Annotated in this window: 18 protein-coding genes; 11 read left to right on the top strand and 7 right to left on the bottom strand. The window is 62.1% G+C overall.

Annotation, left to right across the window (positions count from 1 at the left end; all coding sequences use genetic code 11):
* Nucleotides 1-253: 253 nt before the first annotated feature.
* Nucleotides 254-508 (bottom strand): hypothetical protein, encoded by a 255-nt coding sequence (locus VFU66_RS10865; protein ID WP_326446273.1) that lies wholly within the window; start codon nucleotides 506-508, stop codon nucleotides 254-256.
* A gap of 340 nt (nucleotides 509-848) precedes the next feature.
* Nucleotides 849-2,651: a sodium:solute symporter family protein gene (locus VFU66_RS10860; RefSeq protein WP_326446272.1), complete on the bottom strand. Its 1,803-nt coding sequence runs from the start codon at nucleotides 2,649-2,651 to the stop codon at nucleotides 849-851.
* A gap of 327 nt (nucleotides 2,652-2,978) precedes the next feature.
* Here VFU66_RS10860 and VFU66_RS10855 point away from each other — a divergent pair, with 327 nt between their 5' ends.
* From VFU66_RS10855 to VFU66_RS10815, 9 genes are all read left to right on the top strand, one after another.
* The gene (locus VFU66_RS10855) at nucleotides 2,979-3,344 is read left to right on the top strand and encodes a response regulator (RefSeq protein ID WP_326446271.1); all 366 of its coding nucleotides are present in this window, start codon (nucleotides 2,979-2,981) and stop codon (nucleotides 3,342-3,344) included.
* Between the two features lie 83 nt (nucleotides 3,345-3,427).
* Complete coding sequence (locus VFU66_RS10850; protein WP_326446270.1) at nucleotides 3,428-5,500, top strand: heme lyase CcmF/NrfE family subunit; 2,073 nt, start codon at nucleotides 3,428-3,430, stop codon at nucleotides 5,498-5,500.
* A 115-nt stretch (nucleotides 5,501-5,615) separates the two neighbouring features.
* Entirely contained in the window at nucleotides 5,616-6,056 is a 441-nt protein-coding gene (locus VFU66_RS10845) for a cytochrome c-type biogenesis protein (RefSeq protein WP_326446269.1), read from the top strand.
* 1 nt (nucleotide 6,057) lies between these two features.
* Nucleotides 6,058-6,351: a hypothetical protein gene (locus VFU66_RS10840; RefSeq protein WP_326446268.1), complete on the top strand. Its 294-nt coding sequence runs from the start codon at nucleotides 6,058-6,060 to the stop codon at nucleotides 6,349-6,351.
* A 124-nt stretch (nucleotides 6,352-6,475) separates the two neighbouring features.
* Nucleotides 6,476-7,792 (top strand): peptidase associated/transthyretin-like domain-containing protein, encoded by a 1,317-nt coding sequence (locus VFU66_RS10835; RefSeq protein WP_326446267.1) that lies wholly within the window; start codon nucleotides 6,476-6,478, stop codon nucleotides 7,790-7,792.
* Nucleotides 7,793-7,794: 2 nt separating this feature from the next.
* The gene (locus tag VFU66_RS10830) at nucleotides 7,795-8,655 is read left to right on the top strand and encodes a zinc metalloprotease HtpX (RefSeq protein ID WP_326446266.1); all 861 of its coding nucleotides are present in this window, start codon (nucleotides 7,795-7,797) and stop codon (nucleotides 8,653-8,655) included.
* Nucleotides 8,656-8,657: 2 nt separating this feature from the next.
* Nucleotides 8,658-9,185, top strand: coding sequence for a DUF4149 domain-containing protein (locus tag VFU66_RS10825; protein ID WP_326446265.1), 528 nt, complete (start codon nucleotides 8,658-8,660; stop codon nucleotides 9,183-9,185).
* Nucleotides 9,182-10,267: a redox-regulated ATPase YchF gene (gene ychF / locus VFU66_RS10820; RefSeq protein ID WP_326446264.1), complete on the top strand. Its 1,086-nt coding sequence runs from the start codon at nucleotides 9,182-9,184 to the stop codon at nucleotides 10,265-10,267. The genes VFU66_RS10825 and ychF overlap by 4 nt, the downstream gene beginning before the upstream one ends.
* 4 nt (nucleotides 10,268-10,271) lie before the next feature.
* Complete coding sequence (locus tag VFU66_RS10815; protein ID WP_326446263.1) at nucleotides 10,272-11,000, top strand: ZIP family metal transporter; 729 nt, start codon at nucleotides 10,272-10,274, stop codon at nucleotides 10,998-11,000.
* A 10-nt stretch (nucleotides 11,001-11,010) separates the two neighbouring features.
* Here VFU66_RS10815 and VFU66_RS10810 read toward each other — a convergent pair whose 3' ends face one another.
* The 5 genes from VFU66_RS10810 to VFU66_RS10790 all read right to left on the bottom strand — a co-directional run bounded on the left by VFU66_RS10810 (nucleotide 11,011) and on the right by VFU66_RS10790 (nucleotide 17,342).
* Nucleotides 11,011-13,209 carry an NHL domain-containing protein gene (locus tag VFU66_RS10810; protein ID WP_326446262.1) on the bottom strand — a complete coding sequence of 733 codons (2,199 nt, stop codon included), beginning with the start codon at nucleotides 13,207-13,209 and terminating at the stop codon, nucleotides 11,011-11,013.
* A gap of 15 nt (nucleotides 13,210-13,224) precedes the next feature.
* Nucleotides 13,225-13,599 (bottom strand): gamma-glutamylcyclotransferase family protein, encoded by a 375-nt coding sequence (locus VFU66_RS10805; protein WP_326446261.1) that lies wholly within the window; start codon nucleotides 13,597-13,599, stop codon nucleotides 13,225-13,227.
* Nucleotides 13,589-14,023 (bottom strand): hypothetical protein, encoded by a 435-nt coding sequence (locus VFU66_RS10800; RefSeq protein WP_326446260.1) that lies wholly within the window; start codon nucleotides 14,021-14,023, stop codon nucleotides 13,589-13,591. The genes VFU66_RS10805 and VFU66_RS10800 overlap by 11 nt, the downstream gene beginning before the upstream one ends.
* Nucleotides 14,024-14,092: 69 nt before the next feature.
* Nucleotides 14,093-14,863, bottom strand: a complete 771-nt coding sequence (locus VFU66_RS10795) for a copper homeostasis protein CutC (protein WP_326446259.1) — start codon at nucleotides 14,861-14,863, stop codon at nucleotides 14,093-14,095.
* A 178-nt stretch (nucleotides 14,864-15,041) separates the two neighbouring features.
* Nucleotides 15,042-17,342, bottom strand: a complete 2,301-nt coding sequence (locus VFU66_RS10790; protein ID WP_326446258.1) for a GH92 family glycosyl hydrolase — start codon at nucleotides 17,340-17,342, stop codon at nucleotides 15,042-15,044.
* Between the two features lie 322 nt (nucleotides 17,343-17,664).
* Between VFU66_RS10790 and VFU66_RS10785 the strand changes: the two genes are divergently transcribed.
* Both VFU66_RS10785 and VFU66_RS10780 read left to right on the top strand, forming a co-directional pair.
* Nucleotides 17,665-19,128: a glycoside hydrolase family 125 protein gene (locus VFU66_RS10785; RefSeq protein WP_326446257.1), complete on the top strand. Its 1,464-nt coding sequence runs from the start codon at nucleotides 17,665-17,667 to the stop codon at nucleotides 19,126-19,128.
* Between the two features lie 333 nt (nucleotides 19,129-19,461).
* On the top strand, nucleotides 19,462-20,985 hold the full coding sequence (locus VFU66_RS10780) for a B12-binding domain-containing radical SAM protein (protein ID WP_326446256.1): 1,524 nt from the start codon (nucleotides 19,462-19,464) through the stop codon (nucleotides 20,983-20,985).
* Nucleotides 20,986-21,115: the final 130 nt, after the last annotated feature.

The raw sequence follows: 21,115 nt of genomic DNA, 5'->3' as shown, positions 1-21,115 counted from the left end.
GTTGTGCCCAGCAGAAAGCCCCCGGTGGCCGGGGGCTTTCCTGATCTCTATTTTAAGTATAGCGGATTGGGGAAACTCGACCGCCAATCCAGGAGAAAAAGCGGGTTCTCTGCCTGTGGCGAAGGATGACAACTGGAGTGGTGGCGTTTCTCGGGGGAAGAGGAAAAATGCAGGGATCTCTCCACTCCGGCGGCAAAAAACGCCGCCTCCGGTCGAGATGACGTGCTTTGGAGTGGGTGGAGGATAAGCGGAATCAGTGGCGGGGCGTGCCGCTTTTGTGCTCCCAGGGGCGGGGGTTGACGGGGTCGTCCTGCCATTTCTGACGGCGGCCGACGAGGAACATCGCCAGGCCAAAGACGAGCATGAGAATGCCCCAGACGAGGTTGATGTTCACGTCCATCGATTTGGCGTAGATGCCGCTGTGGCGCGTGACGATGCCCCAGAAGGTGATGAGGCCTCCGGTGATGAGGAAGATGAGGCCGAGCGGGATGCGGATGTCGAGACCCATGTTTGCTCCTTATTGAGACGGCGCGTTGGTTGCTACATACGCATAAGAAACCGCAGGTCCTTCGACTACGGCGGCAAAAGCGCCGCCTCCGCTCAGGATGACAATTTCTTTTCTTCAGGTGCTTACTACGTTCTTTGACTTCAGTGCTTACTACGGTTCTTTGACTTCAGGTGCTTACTACAGTTCTTTGACTTTGGTGCTTACTACGGTTCTTTGACTTTGGTGCTTACTACGGTTCTTTGACTTCAGTGCTTACTACGGTTCTTTGACTTTGGTACTTACTACAGCTCTTTGACTTCAGGTGCTTACTACAGCTCTTTGACGTTGCGTAGCAATTAACCTACGCGAAGACGAGGTTGAGGGCGATGAGGATGGCCAGCACGGCAATCGCCAGCGTCGCGGGTTTCTGATACCAGCGCAGGTGCGACTCGACTGGTTTGGGTGTGAGCGAGTAGACGAGGCCGACCAGCTCCGGCTCCGGGCGTGGCTTCGTGGCCACGCTGACGACGATGGTCACGACGAAGTTGACGGCGAAGGCGAAGATGGCGGTCCAGAAGTTCTGCGCCATGTCGCTGGGGTAGCGGTGGACGATGTGGATCCAGCCGCCGTGGATGCCGGCGGCGGCGGCAACGGGCAGGGTGAGTCCATGATGAACCAGCGCGGCCAGCGTGCCCGCAACCAGGCCGGTGAAGGCTCCGTGTCCGGTGGTGCGCTTCCAGAACATGCCCAGCAGGAAGGTGGCGAACAGCGGCGCGTTGACGATGGAGAAGATCAGTTGCAGCGCGTCCATGATGTTGTTGAAGTTGGTGACGGCGTAGGCCGCGCCGATGGATAAGACGATGCCTCCGATCGTGGACATGCGTCCCATCCAGAGGTAGTGCTCGTCGCTGGCTTTTTTGTTGATGTAGGCCTGGTAGATGTCGTAGGTCCAGACGGTGTTGAAGGCGGTGACGTTGCCCGCCATGCCGGACATGAAGCTGGCCAAGAGCGCGGTGAGCCCGAGGCCGAGCATTCCCGTGGGGAAGAAGGTGAGCAGCATCATCGGGATGGCGAGGTCGTAGTTATAGACCGGGATGCCGTTGGAATCGACGACGGGCTTGCCGTTGAGCGGGTCGACCTTCTGCGGGATGATGCCGTGCGGATGCGCTTCGTCGAGCGGGAGCGCGTGGCCGTTGGGCGCGGTGGTGGAGAAGGCCGCCGAGTGCGTGACGCCCATGTGCGAGGTGACGCTGACGGCGATGAGGCCGGGCAGGATCACAAGGAACGGGAAGAACATCTTCGGGATGGACGCGATGAGCGGGACGCGGCGGGCCGAAACCTCGGAGTCAGCCGCCATGGCGCGCTGGATGACGAGGAAGTCTGTACACCAGTAACCGAAGCTCAGGACGAAGCCGAGTCCCATGGCGAGGCCGACCCACTCGACGCCGAGCGTGTTGGTAGAGGCGTGGCCCATGCCCTGCCAGGAGTGCGTCATCGCCGCGGGCAGCGTGCGCTTGATTCCCTCCCATCCGCCGACGTTCTTCAAGCCGATCCAGACCAGCGGTGCAAAGCCGGCGACGATGAGGAAGAACTGGAGCACCTCGTTATAGATCGCGCTGGTGAGGCCGCCGAGAAAGATATAGCCGAGCACGATGAGCGCAGAGACCAGGATGGAAACATGGAAGATGTACTGGTCCGGGATGATGCCGTGGAAGAGGCCCAGCGTCTGGATGAGCAGCGCCATCGCGTACATGGAGATGCCGGAGCTGATGACGGTCATGATGGCGAAGGAGAAGGCGTTGAGGGCGCGGGTCTTCTCGTCGAAGCGCAGGCGCAGGAACTCGGGCACGGAGCGGGCCTTGGAGCCGTAGTAGAACGGCATCATGAAGATGCCGACGAAGACCATCGCGGGGATGGCGCCGATCCAATAGAACTGGCTGGTGACGATGCCGTACTTCGCGCCCGAGGCGCCCATGCCGATGACCTCCTGCGCGCCGAGGTTGGCCGAGATGAAGGCCAGGCCGCAGACCCAGGCCGGGATGGAGCGGCCGGCGAGGAAGAAGTCGTTGGAGGTGCGCATGTACCGCTTGAGGGCAAAGCCGATGCCCAGAACGAAGACGAAGTAGACCAGCATGATGAGCCAGTCGATGATGGACAGATTCACGGTAAGCCTTTAGCCAAAGCGCAAAATGGGTTTGCTTTACAAGGAATGTAAACGGTTTACAGGCCTTCGTCCAGTTTCGGGGTGAGCGTTAGACCTATCAAAAGTTCAATACGTAAATCGACATGCTTCGATTGGGATAGAGACGCCAGTTTAAGTGCGGATACAGTGAAAGATTTTGCATATCCACTGGGTACCCTGAGCCGGTAATGATGCATCGTAGGATACAACGTCCGTAGGCTTACGCTGGTGTGAGCCGGTTGGACGTCCGAGATGAGTCGCAGAGTTTAAACCCTTGTTTCACTTTTTCTCCCTTGGAGCGGTACTTGTATGCAGTCCACCATTCTTCTTATCGATGACAACGCAGTGCAGGCTGCCATCAGGCAGACGATTCTGAAGCGGGCAGGGTATGTTGTCATTGCTGTGCTGGATCCCAAACGGGCCCTGGAACAGATTCGCACTGAGGGCGCGGCAGTCATAGAGCTGGTCATTACCGACCACCTGATGCCGGGCATGAACGGCGCGGCCTTTGTGAAGGCCCTGCGGACCACGCATCCCGCCCTGCCGGTGCTGGTCATCAGCGGGCTCGACGAGGCTGAGGCCGAGTACGACGGGCTGGGCGTCACGTTCCGCCAGAAGCCGCTGCCGCCGGACCATCTGCTGGCCAGTGTGCATCGGTTGATGCGAACGCACTGATGCTGTGCGCGTGTCCGGTAAACGGATAGTTCTCTGCTCTGTTCGATTGCCCATTCTCTCTTCAGCCTGAGAGAATGGGTGACATGCCATCACATCCGATGCCGGAGTTCGGCTGGTTTTCGCTACTGCTTGCCCTGGGCCTGAGTTGCTACACGTTTGTGTTCGGGTCGGTGGCGTTGTGGCGGACGCGGCGACGGGTGGGCGTCGCGGTCGACGACGGCTCCGGGCGGCTGGGCGAGACGGCGCGGCGAGCGGGCATTGCGAGCTTCATCGTGCTGAGCTGCGCGGCGTTTGCGCTGGTGTGGGCCGCGTTCACGAATGATTATTCCGTCTCGTACATCCTGCACCATACGAATCGCGCACTGAATCCGGCGTACAAGTTTGCGGCGCTGTGGTCGGGGCAGGAAGGCTCGCTGCTGCTGTGGGCGTGGCTGCTTTCGATGTACGGCTTTGTGCTGCGCGTCAGGCACAAGGTGGACGTGCGGCTTTCGGCGTTCGCTTCGACAATTCTTGCGGGCATACAGATTTTCTTCCTGCTGCTGCTGAACTTTGCCGCGCCGCCGTTTTCGATCCAGCCGGGGCCGGTGGCGGCGGACGGCTTCGGGCTGAATCCGCTGTTGCAGTATCCCGAGATGGTGATGCATCCGCCGCTGCTGTATCTGGGATACGTCGGCTTCTCGGTGCCGTTTGCGTTTGCGCTGGGAGCGCTGATGATGCGGTATCCGGGCGAGAAGTGGATCCACATTACGCGCCGGTGGACGATGGTGACGTGGCTGTTTCTGACCTGCGGCATCTTCATGGGCGCGCACTGGGCCTATAGCGTGCTGGGCTGGGGCGGCTACTGGGGTTGGGACCCGGTCGAGAACGCGAGCCTGATGCCGTGGCTGACGGGCACGGCGTTTCTGCACTCTGTGATGATGCAGGAAAAACGCGGGATGATGAAGAACTGGAACGTCTGGCTCATCTTCTCGACGTTCATGCTGACGATTCTGGGGACGCTGTTGACACGCTCGGGCATCGTCAGCTCAGTGCATGCATTTGCACAGTCAGACATTGGCAACTGGTTTTATGGGTTCATCATTGTCATCTTTGCCGTCTGTCTGTTTACGTTCTTCAAGAACCGCGACCATCTGAAGTCGGAGAACAGGCTGGAGTCGCTGGTGAGCCGCGAGTCGAGCTTTCTGTTCAACAACCTGATCCTGCTGGTGGCCTGCTTTACGGTGCTGTGGGGCACGCTGTTTCCGATCCTGTCTGAATATGTGCAAGGTTCAAAGGTCACGATGGGCGCGCCGTTTTATAACCGCGTCAACATTCCCATCGGCGTGTTTCTGCTGTTCCTGACGGGGATTGGGCCAATGCTGGCGTGGCGTTCGACGTCGCTGCGGTCGATGCGGCGGAGCTTCGTGCTGCCTGTGGTTGCGATGGTGGTGGCGCTGGTGACGATGCTCTCCGTCGGGCTACGGCCGTGGAACGCGGGCGACGATGCGCGCGCGACGTGGTTCTCGCTGATTACCTTCACGCTCGCGGCAGGCGTGATTACGGCGATTGCAGCGGAGTTTCTGCGCGGGGCCGCAGTGGTCAGGACGCAGACTGGAAAAAATCTTGCGGCTTCAACCGTGTTGCTGGTGCGGCGAAACACGCGGCGCTATGGCGGGTATCTGGTCCACTTCGGGATTGTGGTGCTGTTTATCGGCATCGCGGGCGGTGCGTTCAATCAGTCGAGCGAGCAGGAGATGGGCTACCGCGACCAGATGACGCTGGGGCCGTTCCGGCTGGTCTGCCAGAGCTTCACGCAGGACAGCAATCCGAACTACGACACGGAGTATGCGCTGCTCGATGTCTACAAATACGGCAAGAAGATTACGCAGCTTGCGCCGGAGCGACGGTTTTACAAGGCGAGCCAGACCTCTTCGACCATCGTCGCGCTGCACTCGACGCTCGAGAGCGATCTGTATGTGATCTACGAAGGGCGCAACCCCGACACCGACAAGCCCATCATCAAGGTCTTCATCAATCCGCTGATGAACTGGATCTGGATTGGCGTTTTGATTGTGGTGCTCGGGACGCTGCTGGCACTGGTGCCGAACATGGCGCGTAGCGCGGCGAGGGCGCGCGCAGAGCTGGAGCCGCCGGTGGCCGAGGTGCATCATGTTTAGGCTACCCCAGGAATTGAAACCCCGTTCCGTTTCGGATGGAGAGAGTGCCAAGGCGGAAGCCCTGGCCTACCCAGAGGCAAAACGGCATTGGATAGCACGTTGGACTGCGGCGACGATGGTCTGTCTGCTTGCCGTGGTGATGCTGGGCGCGACGCCCGGCTCGCGCTTCGACAAGCTGGGACACGAGATGATGTGCGCCTGCGGCTGCGGGCAGATTCTGCTGGAGTGCAACCATGTCGGCTGCCCCGACTCTGACCGGATGATCGGCGAGCTGCGGCAGCAGATTTCCGGCGGAGGCACCGACGCCGCGGTGCTGAACTGGTTCGTCGCAAAGTATGGCCCTCCGATTCTGGCCGCGCCGATTCGCGGCGGCTTCGACAACGTGGCGTGGATTACGCCGATGGCTGTGTTTCTGTTTGCGATTGTCGGGACGGGATTTCTGGTCGTGATCTGGAAGCGGCGGACGCGCGGGGCGGCCGTTACTGTCGCGGGCGCTCTCGACGCTGCGACAGCGGATGCAATGCGCGAGCGGATTCGCCGCGAGACGGAGTATTGAGATGGGCATGATTGCCGGAGTTGCGCTGACGATTGCGATCTTCATCTATATGTTCTGGCCGGAGCGGAACCCGTTCGTACAGGCGGACAAGACGCGCGCCGACTACCTGCGCGAGCGCAAGGACGCCATCTACGAGAACCTGCGCGATTTGAACTTCGAGTATCGCGCCGGGAAGTTCACCGAGCAGGATTATCAGGAGCAGCGGACGGGGCTGGAAGATGAAGCGGCGCGGGTGATCGCCGAGTTGGAGTCGCTGGAGCGGCGGGGCGAGTTCGGGCGGCGATCGCGAGCCTGAATTTGAGTGCCTGATGTGAAGGCTCGTGCAACTTAGAGCAAAATGCGGGGGGGCTTCCCCTTCGACAAGCTCAGGGTCAGAATGACCGGCCTAAATAGGGCGTCGTTTGACGTAAACTTAAGGCGTGACCCTTTCCACTTTCAGACTTCGCAGTATTGTTGTGGCGGCCGCGCTGTGTGTGGCCCTCTCCGGTTTCGCGCTTGCCGATTCGATCACCGGCACCGTGACGAACAAGACGACCAATAAGCCCGCCGCGGGCGATGACGTGGTGCTGATCCGTCTCTCGCAGGGGATGCAGGAGACGACGCGCACCAAGACCGATGGGCATGGCCGCTTCACGCTCGACGTGCCCGACCCGCAGGGCGTACACCTGGTGCGCGTGACGCACGACAAGGCGACGTACTTTCGCCCTGCGCCTCCGGGCACGCAGTCGGTTGCGATTGATGTCTTCGACGCGGCGGCGAAGGTGGCAGGCGTGGCCAGTGAAGCCGACGTGATGCGCATCCAGACCGACGAGAGCGGCAAGTCGCTGAACATCGTCGAGAATTTTTTCGTGAAGAACGACTCGAACCCGCCGCGCACTCAGTTCAGCGACAAATCGTTTGAGTTTTACCTGCCGCAGGGAGCAGTGGTGGAGGGCTCGGCGGCGCTGGCTCCGGGAAGTATGCCGGTGAAGGCTTCGCCTGTGCCGGTAGCGGGCGAGCCGAACCACTATGCGTTCATCTTCCCGCTGCGTCCGGGCGAGACGCGCTTTCAGGTGACGTACCGGATTCCCTACACGGGCAGCTTCAAGTTTTCGCCGCGCGTGATGATGCCCACCGACACGCTCGCCGTGATGATGCCGAAGAGCATGTCGTTCACGGCGGGGCCTTCGGCTCCCTACGCAGCCGTGACCGAGGAGACGACGGCGCAGACTTACGTGGCGCGCAGCGTGGTGCCTTCGCAGACGCTCGACTTCACCGTCGGCGGCAGCGGACAGTTGCCACGCGACGAGCAGCAGGCAGCCCGTTCGGGCGGCGCGGCGCAGCCCGGCGAGAGCGCGGCGGCTGCCGACACGCGACCCGGCGGCGGGCTGGGCACACCGCTCGACCCCGAGGGCAAGGACGATCCGTGGGGCAAATATAAGTGGTGGATTCTGGGCTTCCTGGGCCTTGCAATGGCCGTGGGCGCGGGCGTGATGCTGAAGAATGGGCCTCAGCCTGCGGTTGCGGCTCCGGCGGTGGCTGTGCTGGCCGGACCCGACGCCCTGCTCGCCGCGATGAAGGAAGAGCTGTTCGCGCTCGAACGCGACCGACTACAGGGACGTTTGAGCGACGCAGAGTATGCCGAGCAGAAGGGCGCGCTCGAAACGGTGCTCCGGCGGGCGCTGGCGCGAAGCGAAGGAATCGTGGGGGCTTCGGCTGCGTCTAATGTTGGGAGCAATGATGTCTTAGGCGGCTGACCATGAATACGTTCAAATCGACACTGCTGCTGGTCATCCTGACGCTTTTCCTGATCTTCGTTGGAGATTGGGTCGGCGGCAGGAATGGAATGGTGCTGGCGTTTGCGCTGTCGGTGGTCTTCAACTTCGGAACGTATTTCTACTCCGACAAGCTGGCGCTGCGCATGTACAACGCGCAGCCGGCGACGCGCGAGCAGTTGCCGCGCGCCTACGCCGCCGTGGAGCGGCTGACAGCGAAGCAGGGCTTGCCGATGCCGAAGATCTACGTGCTGCCGACCGAGTCGCCGAATGCGTTTGCGACGGGGCGGAATCCGCAACACGCCTCCGTCGCCGTCACGCACGGAATTCTGGAGTTGTTGAACGATGAGGAGCTGGAGGGCGTGCTCGCGCACGAGCTTGGGCATGTGCGCAACCGCGACATCCTGACCAGCTCGATTGCGGCCACGCTGGCCGGTGCGATTACGCTGATTGCGCGCATGGGCTACTGGGCGGCGCTGTTCGGCGGCTATGGCGGAGGCGACAGCCGCGACCGCGACCGTGGCGGCGGCGGGCTGGGCGCGCTGTTCATGATCATCCTTGCGCCGCTGGCGGCGTCGCTGATTCAACTGGCCATCTCGCGGTCGCGTGAGTACGAGGCCGATGCAACGGGCGCGCATGTGACGGGCAATCCGTATGCGCTGGCCAGCGCACTACAGAAGCTCGACAACTACTCACGGCGAATTCCGATGCAGGCTTCGCCGACGACGGCGCACCTGTTCATCGTCGCACCGCTGCTGGGTAGCGGCGGCTTTGCGAATCTGTTCTCGACGCATCCTCCCATCAAGGAGAGAATCCGGCGGCTGATTGGAAGGGACTTCGCCTAGCGATGCCAACCTGGATGCAAACCTTCATACGGGCGGTGCGGCTGCTGGTGATGGTGGCGTGGGTCGGCGGCCTTCTCTTCTTTGCGTTTGTGGTCGCGCCTGTAGCTTTTTACAAACTTGCGAGCGCGCACGAGGCCGGCCTTGTCGTCGGCGGAACGCTGCGCGTGCTGCACTGGATTGGCCTGATCGGCGGCGGACTCTTCTGCATCGGAACCGTGTGGCTATGGTTCTGGGCCGAGGTTCCGGCAAGGGTCGGGTTCGTCATCGAGCTTGCCCTGGCGTGCGTCATGCTGGTCGTGACGGCTTATTCGCAGTTCAGCATCCTGCCGCGCATGGACCGTGACCAGACGCTGGCGGGCGGCGTGATCGAGACTGCGCCGCTCGACAACCCTGGGCGCAGGGACTTCGAGCGGCTGCATCCCGTGTCCGAGCGGCTGGAGGGGCTGGTGCTCTTGTGCGGTGTCGGCGTCATCCTGGTGCTGGCGCGCGAGTCGCAGTGGCCCGAGACGGGTAAAATCAAAACTATATGAAAACAGGAATCATCGGTCTGCCTCAGGTGGGCAAGACTTCCCTCTTTAAGATTTTGACGAAGGCGCATATTGAAGATCGCGGGTACTCGAACCCGCGCGAGGCGCATCTTGGCATCGCCAAAGTGCCGGATGACCGGCTGGACAAGCTCGCAGTGCAGGCGAAGACGCGCAAGACCGTCTACGCAAGCGTCGAGTACGCGGACCTGGCGGCGATTGGCGAAGAGGCGCTGAAGGAGACGGCCTTCCTCACAAGCCTGCGCAACGTGGACGCGATCATCCACGTGCTGCGCGCGTTTGAGAACGATACCATTCCGCATGTAGGGCCGATCGATCCGCTGCGCGACATCGGCAATGTCGAGATCGACATGATCGTCTCCGACCTGACGCAGATTGAGAAGCGCATCGAGCGTGTGCAGAAGGACATGAAGAAGGCAAAGACTCCGGAGACCGAGAAGGAGCTTGCGCTGCTGCTTCGCTGCAAGGCGCAGACCGAGGCAGAGAAGCCTCTGCGCGAGATGGAGCTGACCGCCGACGAGAAGAAGATGGTGCGCGGCTTCATGTTCCTCTCGCAGAAGCCGATTCTCTACGTCCTGAACATCTCGGAGAGCACGAGGCTCGGCGCAGACCTGGATGCTGCCGTTGCGAAGTACGGGCTGACGGAGATTGCTTCGCGGCCCAACTCTGCCGCGACCGCAATCTGCGGCAAAGTGGAAGCGGAGCTGGCCGAGATGGACGACGCCGACGCCGCCGAATTTCTGGAAGGCTACGGCCTGACCGAGAGCGGCTTGCGGCGGCTGATCCGCAAGAGCTTCGAGCTGCTGGGGCTGGCGACGTTCTTCACGGTCGGCGAAGTCGAGTGCCGCGCGTGGACGATTCCGGTGAACTGCCGCGCGCAAGAGGCGGCGGGCGCGATCCACTCGGACCTCGAAAAGCACTTCATCCGCGCAGAGACGATTCACTGGGACACGCTGCTGGCGGCAGGTTCTGAAGCAGCGGCGCGCGCGCAGGGCACGCTGCGGCTCGAAGGCAAAGACTATCTCGTCAAGGACGGCGATGTGCTGAACATTCGCCATAGCGGGTAGCCGCATGTCTTCGCTCTGGCTGAGCGTCGTGCTTGGACTCGTCGCGGGACTGGCGGATTACCTGGGCGGTTTTCTGCTGGTCCGGCGCTCGCCTTCGGCGCGTGCGCTGCGCTACTTCGTCGCACTGGGCGCGGGTTTCATGCTGTCGGCTGCCGTCGTCGAGATGGTGCCCGAGGGCATGCGCGTCAATCCGCACTGGGCGCCGCTGCTGATCCTCGTCGGCTACTGCGGCGTGCATCTGCTGGAGCACACGCTGGTGCCGCACTTCCACTTCGGCGAAGAGACGCACCGTCACGAGTTCATCTCGGCGAAGACGAGCTACTCGGTGCTGCTGGGTCTGGCCACGCATACGTTCTTCGACGGCGTGGCCATCGGCTCTGGCTTTGTGCTCTCGTCGTGGCTGGGATGGGTGCTCTTCTTCGCCGTGTTCCTGCACAAGTTTCCCGAGGGCTTCACCATGGCGAGCGTGATGCTCGCAGGCGGACGCAGTAAGGCCGCCGCGCTGAACTCCGCGCTGTTTCTGGGCGCGATGACGGTAATGGGTGTGCTCGCCATCAGCCTGAAACCAGGCTGGGTGCGGCTGGGACTGCCGCTTTCGGCGGGCGTCACCCTCTACGTTGCGGCAACGGACCTCGTGCCGGAGGTCAACCGCGAGCCGGGGATTCGCATGGCGCTGGTCTTCTTCATCGGCGTGGCCGTGTTCTTTTTGCTCAGGCTCGCCGCGCCGTTTTAGCTCTTCGCGCTCAACTCGTTTTCTGCACGACGAGCGTGACGGTAGCGGAGTGCGCAACTGTCGTACCCGATGGCGTAGTCGCGGTGCCGGTGACGGTGATGGTGTAGGGCGTTGCCGAAGATGTGCCGAGCCCGGCGGTGTTGATGCGGTCGCCGCAGCCAGTGCACGGCAAGAGCGCAGCCACAAGAAAGATTGCAGCGAAGATTGCCGTCAGCTTGCGACGTCCGCGAAGAGTGAAGCCAATCGGAAGCAGCAGCAGGGCCAGCGCGAACGGAGACGCGGTGCGTCGGCTTGCAGTCGTGCCTGCGGTGGAGACGGTGAGGGTGAAGACGCTGCTCGACGCTCCCGGCGGAAGATATGCGGGGCTGAACGAAGCCTTCGCCATCGGCGGCAGCCCCGCGGCCGAAAGCATGATGGGACCCGAAAGCGGAGTTCCCTGCCATTGAACCCCGAAGCTGAAGCTGGCCGAGTTGCCCTGAGCCACAGTCTGGCTTGCCGCCCCGTTGGCGGCAATGGCGAAGTCTCCGACAACGGGGCTGCCGATGCCGATGGTTGCGGGCGCGGACGCAGCCGAGGTGAAGTTGCCATCGCCGCTGTAAACAGCAGTGACGCTGTGCGAACCTGCGCCGAGCGCGGCGGTCGTGAAGGCGACCTGGCCCGTGGCGGGAACCTGAATCGTGTCGAGCTGCGTCGTACCGTCAAACAGGGTGATGGTTCCGCTGGGCTGGCCCGCGCCAGCCGCAAGCGTCGCCGTGATGGTGACAGGCTGGCCCGTCACAACATTCGCAGCAGAGATCGAGACTGCGACCGTGGCCGCGGCCTTGGAGATCAAGAGCGTGAATGTGGCCGTCTGCGGCGCGTGCGTCGCGTCTCCCGCATAGCTGGCCGTGATGCTGTGCGTGCCCGCGTCGAGCGCGGCAGCGGAGAGCGTCGCTGTGTTGGCTGCAAGTGGCGCTGTTCCCAGCGTCGAGGCCACGCCGTTGAACGTATCGACGAAGGTGACGCTGCCCGTGGCTGCGGTTCCGGAGTTGAGGCTGACCGCGATGTGGCCTGAGCCGTAGGTCGAGGCCGCCGGTGCGGAGAGCGTGAGCGCATCGACCGTCTGCACCGTGCCCAGACCGGCAATGGTGTGGATGATCGCCGGATTCGCGGAGCTGAGTTGTCGAACGCGCTGGTTGGCCGTGTCCGCCAGCGTGACGAAGCCCGCTGGCGAAGTAGCGACGGCGCGCGGCGAGTCGAGCGAGGCCGTAGTCGCTGGGGCATTGTCTCCGCTGAAGTCCTGCCTACCCGTGCCCGCGACGGCCGTGATCTGGCCGGTGGCCGCATCGATTCTGCGAATGCGCTGATTGCGCGTGTCCACGATGTAGACATTGCCTGCGGCGTCGAGCGTAATGCCGTGCGGCAGGGCCAGCTTCGCGCCGGTAGCTGCGGCGTTGTCTCCGCTGTAGCCGAACGCACCGCTTCCGGCAATGGTCGTGATGATCCCGGTGGCCGCGTCGATCCTGCGGATGCGATCGTTGTGCGTGTCGGCAAGATACACATTGCCCGCCGTGTCTACGGCGAGTCCGGCAGGCGAGTCGAGTGCGGCAGCGGTGGCTGCCGCGCCATCTCCGCTGTAGCCTTCGACTCCGTTGCCCGCGGCTGTGGTGATGATGCCGGTGGCGACGCTGATCTTGCGGATGCGATGATTCGCTGTGTCGGCAACGTAAAGATTGCCCGCGGTATCCAGCGCGATGGCCGTCGGCAGGTCGAGCCGTGCGCTGACTGCCGGGCCGCCGTCTCCGCTATAACCCGCGACGCCCGCGCCTGCGACGGTGGTGATGATGCCGGTTGTGGCAGCAATTTTGCGAATGCGCTGGTTGTGCGTGTCGGCAACATAGAGATCGCCTGCGGCGTCTACAGCGAGTCCCTGCGGCGAGTCGAGTTCAGCGGCGGTCGCGGAGCCGCCATCTCCGCCGAACCCCTGCGTGCCGGTCCCCGCAATGGTGGTGATGTCGCCTGCACTGTCTACTTTGCGAATGTCATGCTTGCCTGCCTCGGCAATGTACAGGTTGCCCTGCGCATCATACGCAATGGCCGAAGGCAGCACGAGCGGAACCGAGGTGGCGGGGGTCTGCGCGCGGGCGCAGAGTGCAAACAGCAGCGCGAACGCTATTCCCGAAAGATGGCGTGGGAGAAGGCGGGTGGGTGTATTACTCAGCAGACCCATGAGGTTGGTTGCAGTTTAACTCGCGGAGGGGAGACGTTCCAAGCAGGAAGGATTAAGAACATAAGCCCAGCACCGCTCAGTTGTGCCGTCTTCCCGCCTTACGTTGACAAGCTTGCGGAGGAAAATGCTGCTTTTCGGGTCATCGGCAAAATATTCTTCGTAATGATCGAGCCGTTCCAGCAACTTCGGATCGGACGGAATAGAAAAGATGTGCCCTGAAACCTCGCCGGCACCCCGCTCCAGCACCACACCGGGATACTCTCCGAAATCCAGCCTCTTGCCCCTGATCGTGCCCTTTCCTTCCAGGCGAAACCGGCGCACGTCATCGCGAACCTCGGGAGGGGCTGCGCTGGGATGGAGCGTGCCGTAAACAAAGAGCTTATGCACCATGCGGATTTTTCCTCCGTGACACAAACGTCCTTAACGTCTCAAAGCTCTTACTCTTGTCATTAATATAATCGCTGAGACTTGGGTGCTTTTGAAAGCAATCGAGATAGTAGCCCAGAAGCGCCTCCGCGTCTTTCTCTTCCAATTCCCTGGTCTTGACAAAATAAGCCACCAACTCAAAGGCATTCAGCAGTTGAAGTAATTTTGCATCTTCCTTCTGTACAAGGCCCTTGATGGTGTTGTCGGAGTCATCCAGATGATTGAGGGCAGACCTGTATGTCTCATCGACAAAGAAATCCTTGTGCAGGTCATAGAGAAACTTCGCTCTGCTCAGGCTCCGAGCCTTTTTCAGATTCCATAAGGTAGCCCCGGCCGTAAAAAGACTGCCCACGACTGCCCCACCGGCCGAAGCGAGGAGAGAACTCATTGCTGGCGTCATCTTCAAGAGAATACACGACGAGAGCGTCACCAAATGATCAGATGCATTGGCGGCAGTTCAGCCCCTACCCACTAAACCGTTGCCCGAGGCGCGCAGCGCTTCGATCATGGCGCGCACGTCGCCGGGCTCGACAATGAAGCGCGCGGCGGGGCCGTCTTCGTCCGACTCTTCGATGGCCCAGTTGCGGTACTGGCCGTTCGCTCCCGGCTGGACGCGGCGCAACGAGCCGTGAAAGTGGCTCGCTCCGGTCGAGTGCGCAAGCCGGGCCGCGTCCGCCAGACGCAGGCCGCCGCCGACGGCGATTTCGATGCGCCCCGCAGCCTGCGTGACCAGATGCGCGAGCGTCGCGGCCCCGGCAACGACATCCGGCTCGCCGCCCGAGGTCAGCACACGATGGCATCCGCTGGCGATGATGTCTTCCAGCGCCTGATCGAGCGAGGCGGTGTAGTCAAAGGCGCGATGGAAGGTCATCTCCAGCGGCGCGGCCAGAGCAACCATCTCGCGGGTACGCTCGATGTCGACGCGGCCGTCCGCCTGCAACATTCCGAGCACGAAGCCCTTCGCCCCAAGCCGCCGCGCATGGACGAGGTCATTGCGCATCAACTGAAACTCGTCGGCGGAGTACACGAAGTCGCCGCCGCGAGGGCGCAGCAGCACGTGCACAGGCAGGCCGCTGCGCTGGACCGCGACCTCAATCAGCGCGTGGCTCGGGGTCAGGCCGCCTTCGCTCAGCGCCGAGCAGAGTTCGATGCGATGCGCGCCGCCCTCGCGCGCCGCCAGACACGCCTGAATACTCTCTGCGCAAAGCTCGAAGACAATGCTGCCCATGAAGACCACCCGCCTGGGGCGCGGCACACTGCAAACCGCCCCCGGCACCCTTGCAATCTGAAAATCTGCGTCGAGACGCACTTCTGGTATACACGAAAACGCGCAGGAATTGAAGAAATAATCTTCAATTAATCATTAAATTGACGATATAGACGCAATTTCGCGCTCTCTCTTGCAGTTACAGATCAAGCGACGGCGGGTACGAAGCCGGATCGGCCCCCAGAGTAAGGTTCGGCTCTGGCCCCATCTCGAAGACCAGGCTGCCGCCCTGAGCCACCTCGCTGTGATCGAACCAGACGCGATCCTGCCGTTTGCCGTTCAGCGTGAACGACTGGATGTACTGGTGCTCAGGATGAGTACGGTGAACTTCGATCTTGAGTTCCCTGCCCTTGCCAAGATTCATCACCGCGCGGTCGAAGAGCGGCGAGCCGAGGCAGTAGTGTCCGCTGGCCGCGCCCACCGGATAGAAGCCGAGCGAGGAGAGGATGTACCAGGCCGACATCTGGCCCACGTCTTCGTTGCCCTGGATGCCGTCGGGCGTGGGCGCGTACATGGTTTCGAGCAGGCTGCGCACGCGGGCCTGCGTCTTATGCGGCGCGCCCGCATACACGTACATGTAGGCGATGTGGTGCGAGGGCTCGTTGCCGTGCGCATACTGGCCCACCAGTCCGGCGATGTCGGGCGGCGCATCGGGCGGCAGGTCAGAGGGCGCGTTGAAGAGGCCGTCGAGCTTGGCGACGAACGGCTCGTTGCCGCCGAAGAGCGCGATCAGCCCGGCGACATCGTGCTGCACGGCGAAGGTGGTCTGCCACGGGTTCGACTCCGTGTAGTCGCGCCATTCTTTCGAGTGGCCCATCTCGATGGGCGTGAAGGGTGTGGTCCACGTGCCGTCGGCAAGCTTGGGACGCATAAAGCCAACGGAAGGATCGAAGTAGTTGCGGTAGCCGGTCGAGCGCTTGACGAGCATCGCCGCGTCGTCGTTCTTGCCCAGCTTCTTCGAGACATGCGCGATGGCCCAGTCGTCGTAGCAGTACTCAAACGCCTTCGACACCGACTCGCCTTCCTTATCGGCGGGAATGTAGCCGAGCTTGCGATACCAACCCAGTCCGCGCCAGTCGTCCACCATGGCGCGCTTCATCATGGGCTTGTAGGCGCGCTCCCAGTCGATGCCGGGAAAGTTCTTCACGCACGCCTCGGCGATGACGGCGGCGGAGTGGTAGCCGGTCATGGTGCCGGTCTCGCGGCCGTACAGCGGCCAGATGGGCATTCCCTCGGGGCTTTCCTCTGCCATGCGGATGAGCGTGTTGACGAACTGCGGCACGCGCTCCTGCTCGATGAACGTGTAGGCCGGGTGCGCAGCGCGATAGGTATCCCACAGCGAGAAGGTGGTGTAGTTCTCTTCGCCCGGCTTGAGCGTGTGAATCTCGTTGTCCATGCCGCGATAGCGTCCGTCCACGTCGTCGAAGCGCGTGGGGCCGAGCGACATGTGGTACAGCGACGAATAGAACGTGCGCTTGTGTGTCTCGTTCGCGGTCTCGATCTGGATCTTCGAGATCTGCCTGCGCCACGCAATCTTCGCCGCGCGGCGCGCCTTGTCGAAGTCCCACGCAGGCACCTCGGCGGCGACGTTCTTCTGTGCATTCTCCGCACTCACGGCGGAGATGCCGGTCTTCACATGGATGACCTCGTTGGCGCGTGTCTTAAAGTAGAGCACCGCCTTCAGATTTTTTCCGGTCAGGTCCGTACCCGCTGCGGGCGCGGCAACCTCTGCGTCGTCTTTGTAGAAGACGATGCGCTCGGGCTTCTTCGACACCTTCATCGAGAAGTAAGCGTGACGATTCGGCCCCCACGCGGAGGTAATGTGTCCGCCCGCAAGCGTATCGGGCGCGGTCTGGCGCAGATCTGCTGAAGTGACCGGGCCGTCGCCGCCGCCGTAGCCATGCTTCAAGTCGAGGATGAGATATGCCTGATCGCTCGCCGGAAACGTGTAGCGATGAATGCCCGCGCGGTCGGTCGTCGTCATCTCGGCGCGAATCTTGTAGTCCTTCAGGATGACGGAGTAGTAGCCGGGCTCCATCTTCTCGTCGGCGTGGTCGAAGCGCGAGCGGTAGCCTTCGTCGGGGTTCTCGCGCGTGCCGGGCCTGGTGTGAGCCTTGCCGGTGCCCGCCATGACGAGAAAGTCGAGCAGGTCGCCACAGCCGGTGCCGCTCAGGTGCGTGTGGCTGAAGCCCATGATCGACGTGTCGGAGTAGTGATAACCCGAGCACCAGTCCCAGCCGTCGTTGAACGTGTCAGGGCTCAACTGCACCGCGCCGAAGGGCATCGACGCGCCGGGAAAGCAGTGTCCGTGGCCGCCGGTCGCTGTGCGCTGCTCGACCCACTGGAGCGGGTCTTCCTGTGCCGTGCTCTTCTTCGCGATGCCCGCCTTGGCGGACGTGGAAAGGCTGCTGACAAAACATGCGGCTGAGGCAGACTGCAAGAAATTCCTGCGCGAGATCACTAGGCGGACTCCGTGACGCTGAATATGATAGCGGTACCATACCGCAGTTTCAGTATTCTGCCAGAACCGCACGACAATCGGCAAACGGCCAGAGCCGAACGCGAAAATATATCTGATTTGAAGTGGTGCAAGTTCACAGACGCGAGACTACTCTCGCCTTGTTGAGGGACACGGCTTGAGCCGTGCCGCAACCGTTGCACCTTCAACTCGGCCCGAGCCGCTGAGGTATGCTTTTCTTCTCCGCCGCCGCTCGAATGCTGAACGTTCTGCGAAGCAATGAAGACAAGGACACCCAACCAACATGGATGAGACAACACTGAGCACAGCATGGCGAAGGCGCGAGTTTTTACAGGTCGCTGGTCTAACCGCACTCGGCACAGGATTATTCAACGCGACTCCATCTCTCTCCGCCGACGACCCCCCGCACATTCCATGGGACATGTCGAAAGGCCGCCCATCGCCTGCCGACCGCAAGTTCACCAGCCGCGCCGTCGAGCAATACATCACCGAAACGCAGAAGCGTATCGCCGATCCCGCGCTCGCCTCGCTGTTCAGCAACTGCTTTCCGAACACGCTCGACACCACGGTTGAGCCCGGCACCTACGACGGCAAGCCCGACACGGCGGTCGTCACCGGCGACATCGCCGCCATGTGGCTGCGCGACTCCTCCGCGCAGGTGTGGCCGTATCTTCCGCTGGCCACGAAAGACCCCGCGCTCCAACGACTGATCGAAGGCGTCATCCGCCGCCAGGCGCGCTGCATCCTCATCGACCCTTACGCGAACGCCTTCATGGTAGACCTCAACGCGACGCCGCTGCCATGGAGCCGCAGCGACAAGACCGAGATGAAGCGAGGCGTAGGCGAACGCAAGTGGGAGATCGATTCGCTCTGCTACCCCATTCGCCTGGCGCATGGATACTGGAAGCAGACCGGCGACACCGCACCCTTCGACGCCCAATGGCAGAGCGCGATGCATCTCGTGGTCGCAACCTTTCGCACCCAGCAGCGCAAACGCGGCGATGGGTCATATCACTTCCAGCGCGACTCGGATGTTTCGACCGAGACGCTGCCCGCCGCGGGCTATGGCAATCCCGTGCGCCCCGTGGGGCTCATCGCGTCGGGCTTTCGGCCATCGGACGATGCGTGCATCTTCCCTTTCCTCGTGCCGTCGAACCTGTTCGCGGTCACATCGCTCCGCCAGCTTGCGGCGATGGCCCACGCCATCCTCCACGACGATGCACTTGCAAACGAAGCCACCGCGCTTGCGAACGAGGTGGAACATGCGCTTGCCAAATACGCTGTTGCCGTTACTCCCGAAGGCACCATCTGGGCCTACGAAGTGGATGGCTACGGCAGCCGGCTTCTGATGGACGACGCCAACGTGCCCAGTCTGCTCAGCCTGCCGTATCTCGAAAGCTCTCCACTTGCGTCGCTCTATGCGCGCACACGCGCCTTCTGCTGGAGCGAGCGCAATCCGTGGTTCTTTCGCGGAACGGCGGGCGAAGGCATCGGCGGCCCGCACGTGGGCAAGGACATGATCTGGCCCATGTCGCAGATGATCTACGCACTGACCAGCACCAGCCCGGACGAGATTCGCCACTCACTTGCGATGCTGAAGACTTCAGCCGCGGGCTCCGGCTTCATGCACGAGAGCTACTCCAAAGACGATCCCAGGCAGTTCACGCGGCCGTGGTTTGCCTGGGCCAACACCCTCTTCGGCGAGCTGATCGGAAAGATTTCGCAAACGCATCCCGATCTGCTTTGAGACGCGGCGGCATCGCTGAAAACATCAAGCGCAAAAATGTTCCGGGCAAATACTGCTCCGGCGACAACTCCAGCGCTCCCCTCGCCATCAGAACAGAGAGCAACACACTTCGGGACACGGCCCCCGGATGGCCCTTTGAAATGAATGACTCGACCCGATTGAGGCACATTGCTGGCATTGGCTTTACGACTTTGAACGGCACAATATACTTTGCCATGGCCATCTCCTGAGTCCTTTCTCGAAGCAGGAAGGCTGTGCCCAATTCGAATTCATCTCATCAATCCGAGCGACAACTCGTTCGGCACTGCGGTCATTACTCCGAGATGGCTGTTCGTGATTGCAGCCGCAACGCCCCGTGACCTGGGCAACCCGATTGTGGTCGATGAATGCCTGGAGAAGGTCTTGCCCGCCAGCATTGCGCCGGGAGACATCGTCGGCATCGGCATCCACACCGGCAACGCATTTCGCGGATACGAAGTGGGCCGCATGGCTCGCCAGCGCGGCGCGTGGGTCGTCTATGGCGGCATCCACGCAACGCTCTATCCAGACGAGGTCTTCGAGCACGGACAGGCACACTCCGTCGTCACCGGCGACGGCGATCTCGCGTGGGGCAGGGCCGTCGCAGGCTGCATGGCGGGCGCGCCGGAAAAGATCTATGCGGGCGGACATCTGGAAGGCGCGGACTTTCTGCCCGCGCGTTGGGACCTGATGCCGCGCGATCGCTACATGTGGGCCTCGGTCCAAACCACGCGCGGCTGCCCGAAGCACTGTTCGTTTTGCAGCGTGTGGCGTACCGATGGGCAGCGTCCCAGGCAGCGCCCCTACCAAACCGTCATCGACGAGATCGTCGCGCTCAGGCGCATGGGCTTCCGCTTCATCGCGCTCGCCGACGACAACTTCTATCCCGTCTCGTTCACCGATTTACGACTTGCGCGCGAGCAGAACAATCAAGCCAGACTGGATGATCTTAACCGCATTCGCTCCGACCGTTTCCTGCTGATGGAAGAACTCGCCCGGCTCCCCGGCGATCTCGCATTCTTCACGCAGATCACGATGGAGGCAGCCGAAGACGGAGAGTATCTGGACGCGATGCAGAGGGCCCACATCAAGGGCGCGCTCGTCGGCGTCGAATCCGTGACGCCCGAAGGATTGAAGGCCGTCTTCAAGGATTTCAACTACTCCGGCGACGCGCTGGCGAAGCGGTTGCAAACCTTCAAGGAACATCACGTGCATGTGCTCGGCTCGTTTATCTTCGGCCTTCCGACCGACACGCCCGCGTCGTTTGATGCGACGGCGGAGCTGGCCCTCAAGGCAGGCATCAGCTTTGCGCAGTTCGTCATGCTCAATCCGCTGCCCGGCACCGTGGACTTCGCACGCTGGGAGAAGGAGCAGGCCGAGCATCCGACCATCATCGGCGGCGTGCCCATCACGCGCTACTGGCTCATTCCCAGTGCCATGCGCCCCAAGCTGTTCATCCCGCATCCCACGATGAGCTTCGAAGAAATTCGCGTGCTCACGCAGACGGTCTGGGACCGCTTCTACAGTTGGAGCGCCATCTGGCGCAGAGCCGACTGCACGCCGGACCTGCGCGCACGGCTCGCCTTCACCTTCATCTCGCGGCTCTATCGGCAGATGTACGCCAGCACCGGTCTCGCCACCGACAGCGCGCGAAAAAAGAAGTCAGAGAAATGGGCGCGGTGGACGGCGCGACTGTGCCGCCGCCTCTTTCATGCCAAGCCCATGCCGCAGCTACAGTCGCCGGTGTGGAACGTCGGATTTGTATCAGGCAATCCGCGACTCGCTTCCATCAAAACAAGCCGCGCGGACGACTCAGGTCCGTTGACCGTCCTCCGTTAGCCGAGGGAATCTGCGTCTCGCATCGGCCCGCACTTTTGTTGTCATTCGCGAAGGGAATCTGCGTCTCCATCGGGCCGCACCTTTTGTTGTCATTCCCGAAGGGAATCTGCGTTTCCATCGGGCCGGACCG

The sequence above is a fragment of the Edaphobacter sp. genome (assembly GCF_035763405.1).
Lineage (GTDB): Bacteria > Acidobacteriota > Terriglobia > Terriglobales > Acidobacteriaceae > Edaphobacter.
The sequence above is the reverse complement of the archived record's forward strand: the minus strand, read 5'-3'. Positions and strand labels throughout refer to the sequence as shown.

Excerpts from the sequence above, each read along its gene's own strand:
- VFU66_RS10785 (WP_326446257.1), top strand. The coding sequence starts at position 17,665 with ATGGATGAGACAACACTGAGCACAGCATGGCGAAGGCGCGAGTTTTTA.
- VFU66_RS10830 (WP_326446266.1), top strand. The coding sequence starts at position 7,795 with ATGAATACGTTCAAATCGACACTGCTGCTGGTCATCCTGACGCTTTTC.
- VFU66_RS10795 (WP_326446259.1), bottom strand. The coding sequence starts at position 14,863 with ATGGGCAGCATTGTCTTCGAGCTTTGCGCAGAGAGTATTCAGGCGTGT.
- VFU66_RS10865 (WP_326446273.1), bottom strand. The coding sequence starts at position 508 with ATGGGTCTCGACATCCGCATCCCGCTCGGCCTCATCTTCCTCATCACC.
- VFU66_RS10845 (WP_326446269.1), top strand. The coding sequence starts at position 5,616 with ATGGTCTGTCTGCTTGCCGTGGTGATGCTGGGCGCGACGCCCGGCTCG.
- VFU66_RS10840 (WP_326446268.1), top strand. The coding sequence starts at position 6,058 with ATGGGCATGATTGCCGGAGTTGCGCTGACGATTGCGATCTTCATCTAT.
- VFU66_RS10805 (WP_326446261.1), bottom strand. The coding sequence starts at position 13,599 with ATGGTGCATAAGCTCTTTGTTTACGGCACGCTCCATCCCAGCGCAGCC.
- VFU66_RS10825 (WP_326446265.1), top strand. The coding sequence starts at position 8,658 with ATGCCAACCTGGATGCAAACCTTCATACGGGCGGTGCGGCTGCTGGTG.
- VFU66_RS10800 (WP_326446260.1), bottom strand. The coding sequence starts at position 14,023 with ATGAGTTCTCTCCTCGCTTCGGCCGGTGGGGCAGTCGTGGGCAGTCTT.
- VFU66_RS10815 (WP_326446263.1), top strand. The coding sequence starts at position 10,272 with ATGTCTTCGCTCTGGCTGAGCGTCGTGCTTGGACTCGTCGCGGGACTG.
- VFU66_RS10850 (WP_326446270.1), top strand. The coding sequence starts at position 3,428 with ATGCCATCACATCCGATGCCGGAGTTCGGCTGGTTTTCGCTACTGCTT.
- VFU66_RS10855 (WP_326446271.1), top strand. The coding sequence starts at position 2,979 with ATGCAGTCCACCATTCTTCTTATCGATGACAACGCAGTGCAGGCTGCC.
- VFU66_RS10810 (WP_326446262.1), bottom strand. The coding sequence starts at position 13,209 with ATGGGTCTGCTGAGTAATACACCCACCCGCCTTCTCCCACGCCATCTT.
- ychF (WP_326446264.1), top strand. The coding sequence starts at position 9,182 with ATGAAAACAGGAATCATCGGTCTGCCTCAGGTGGGCAAGACTTCCCTC.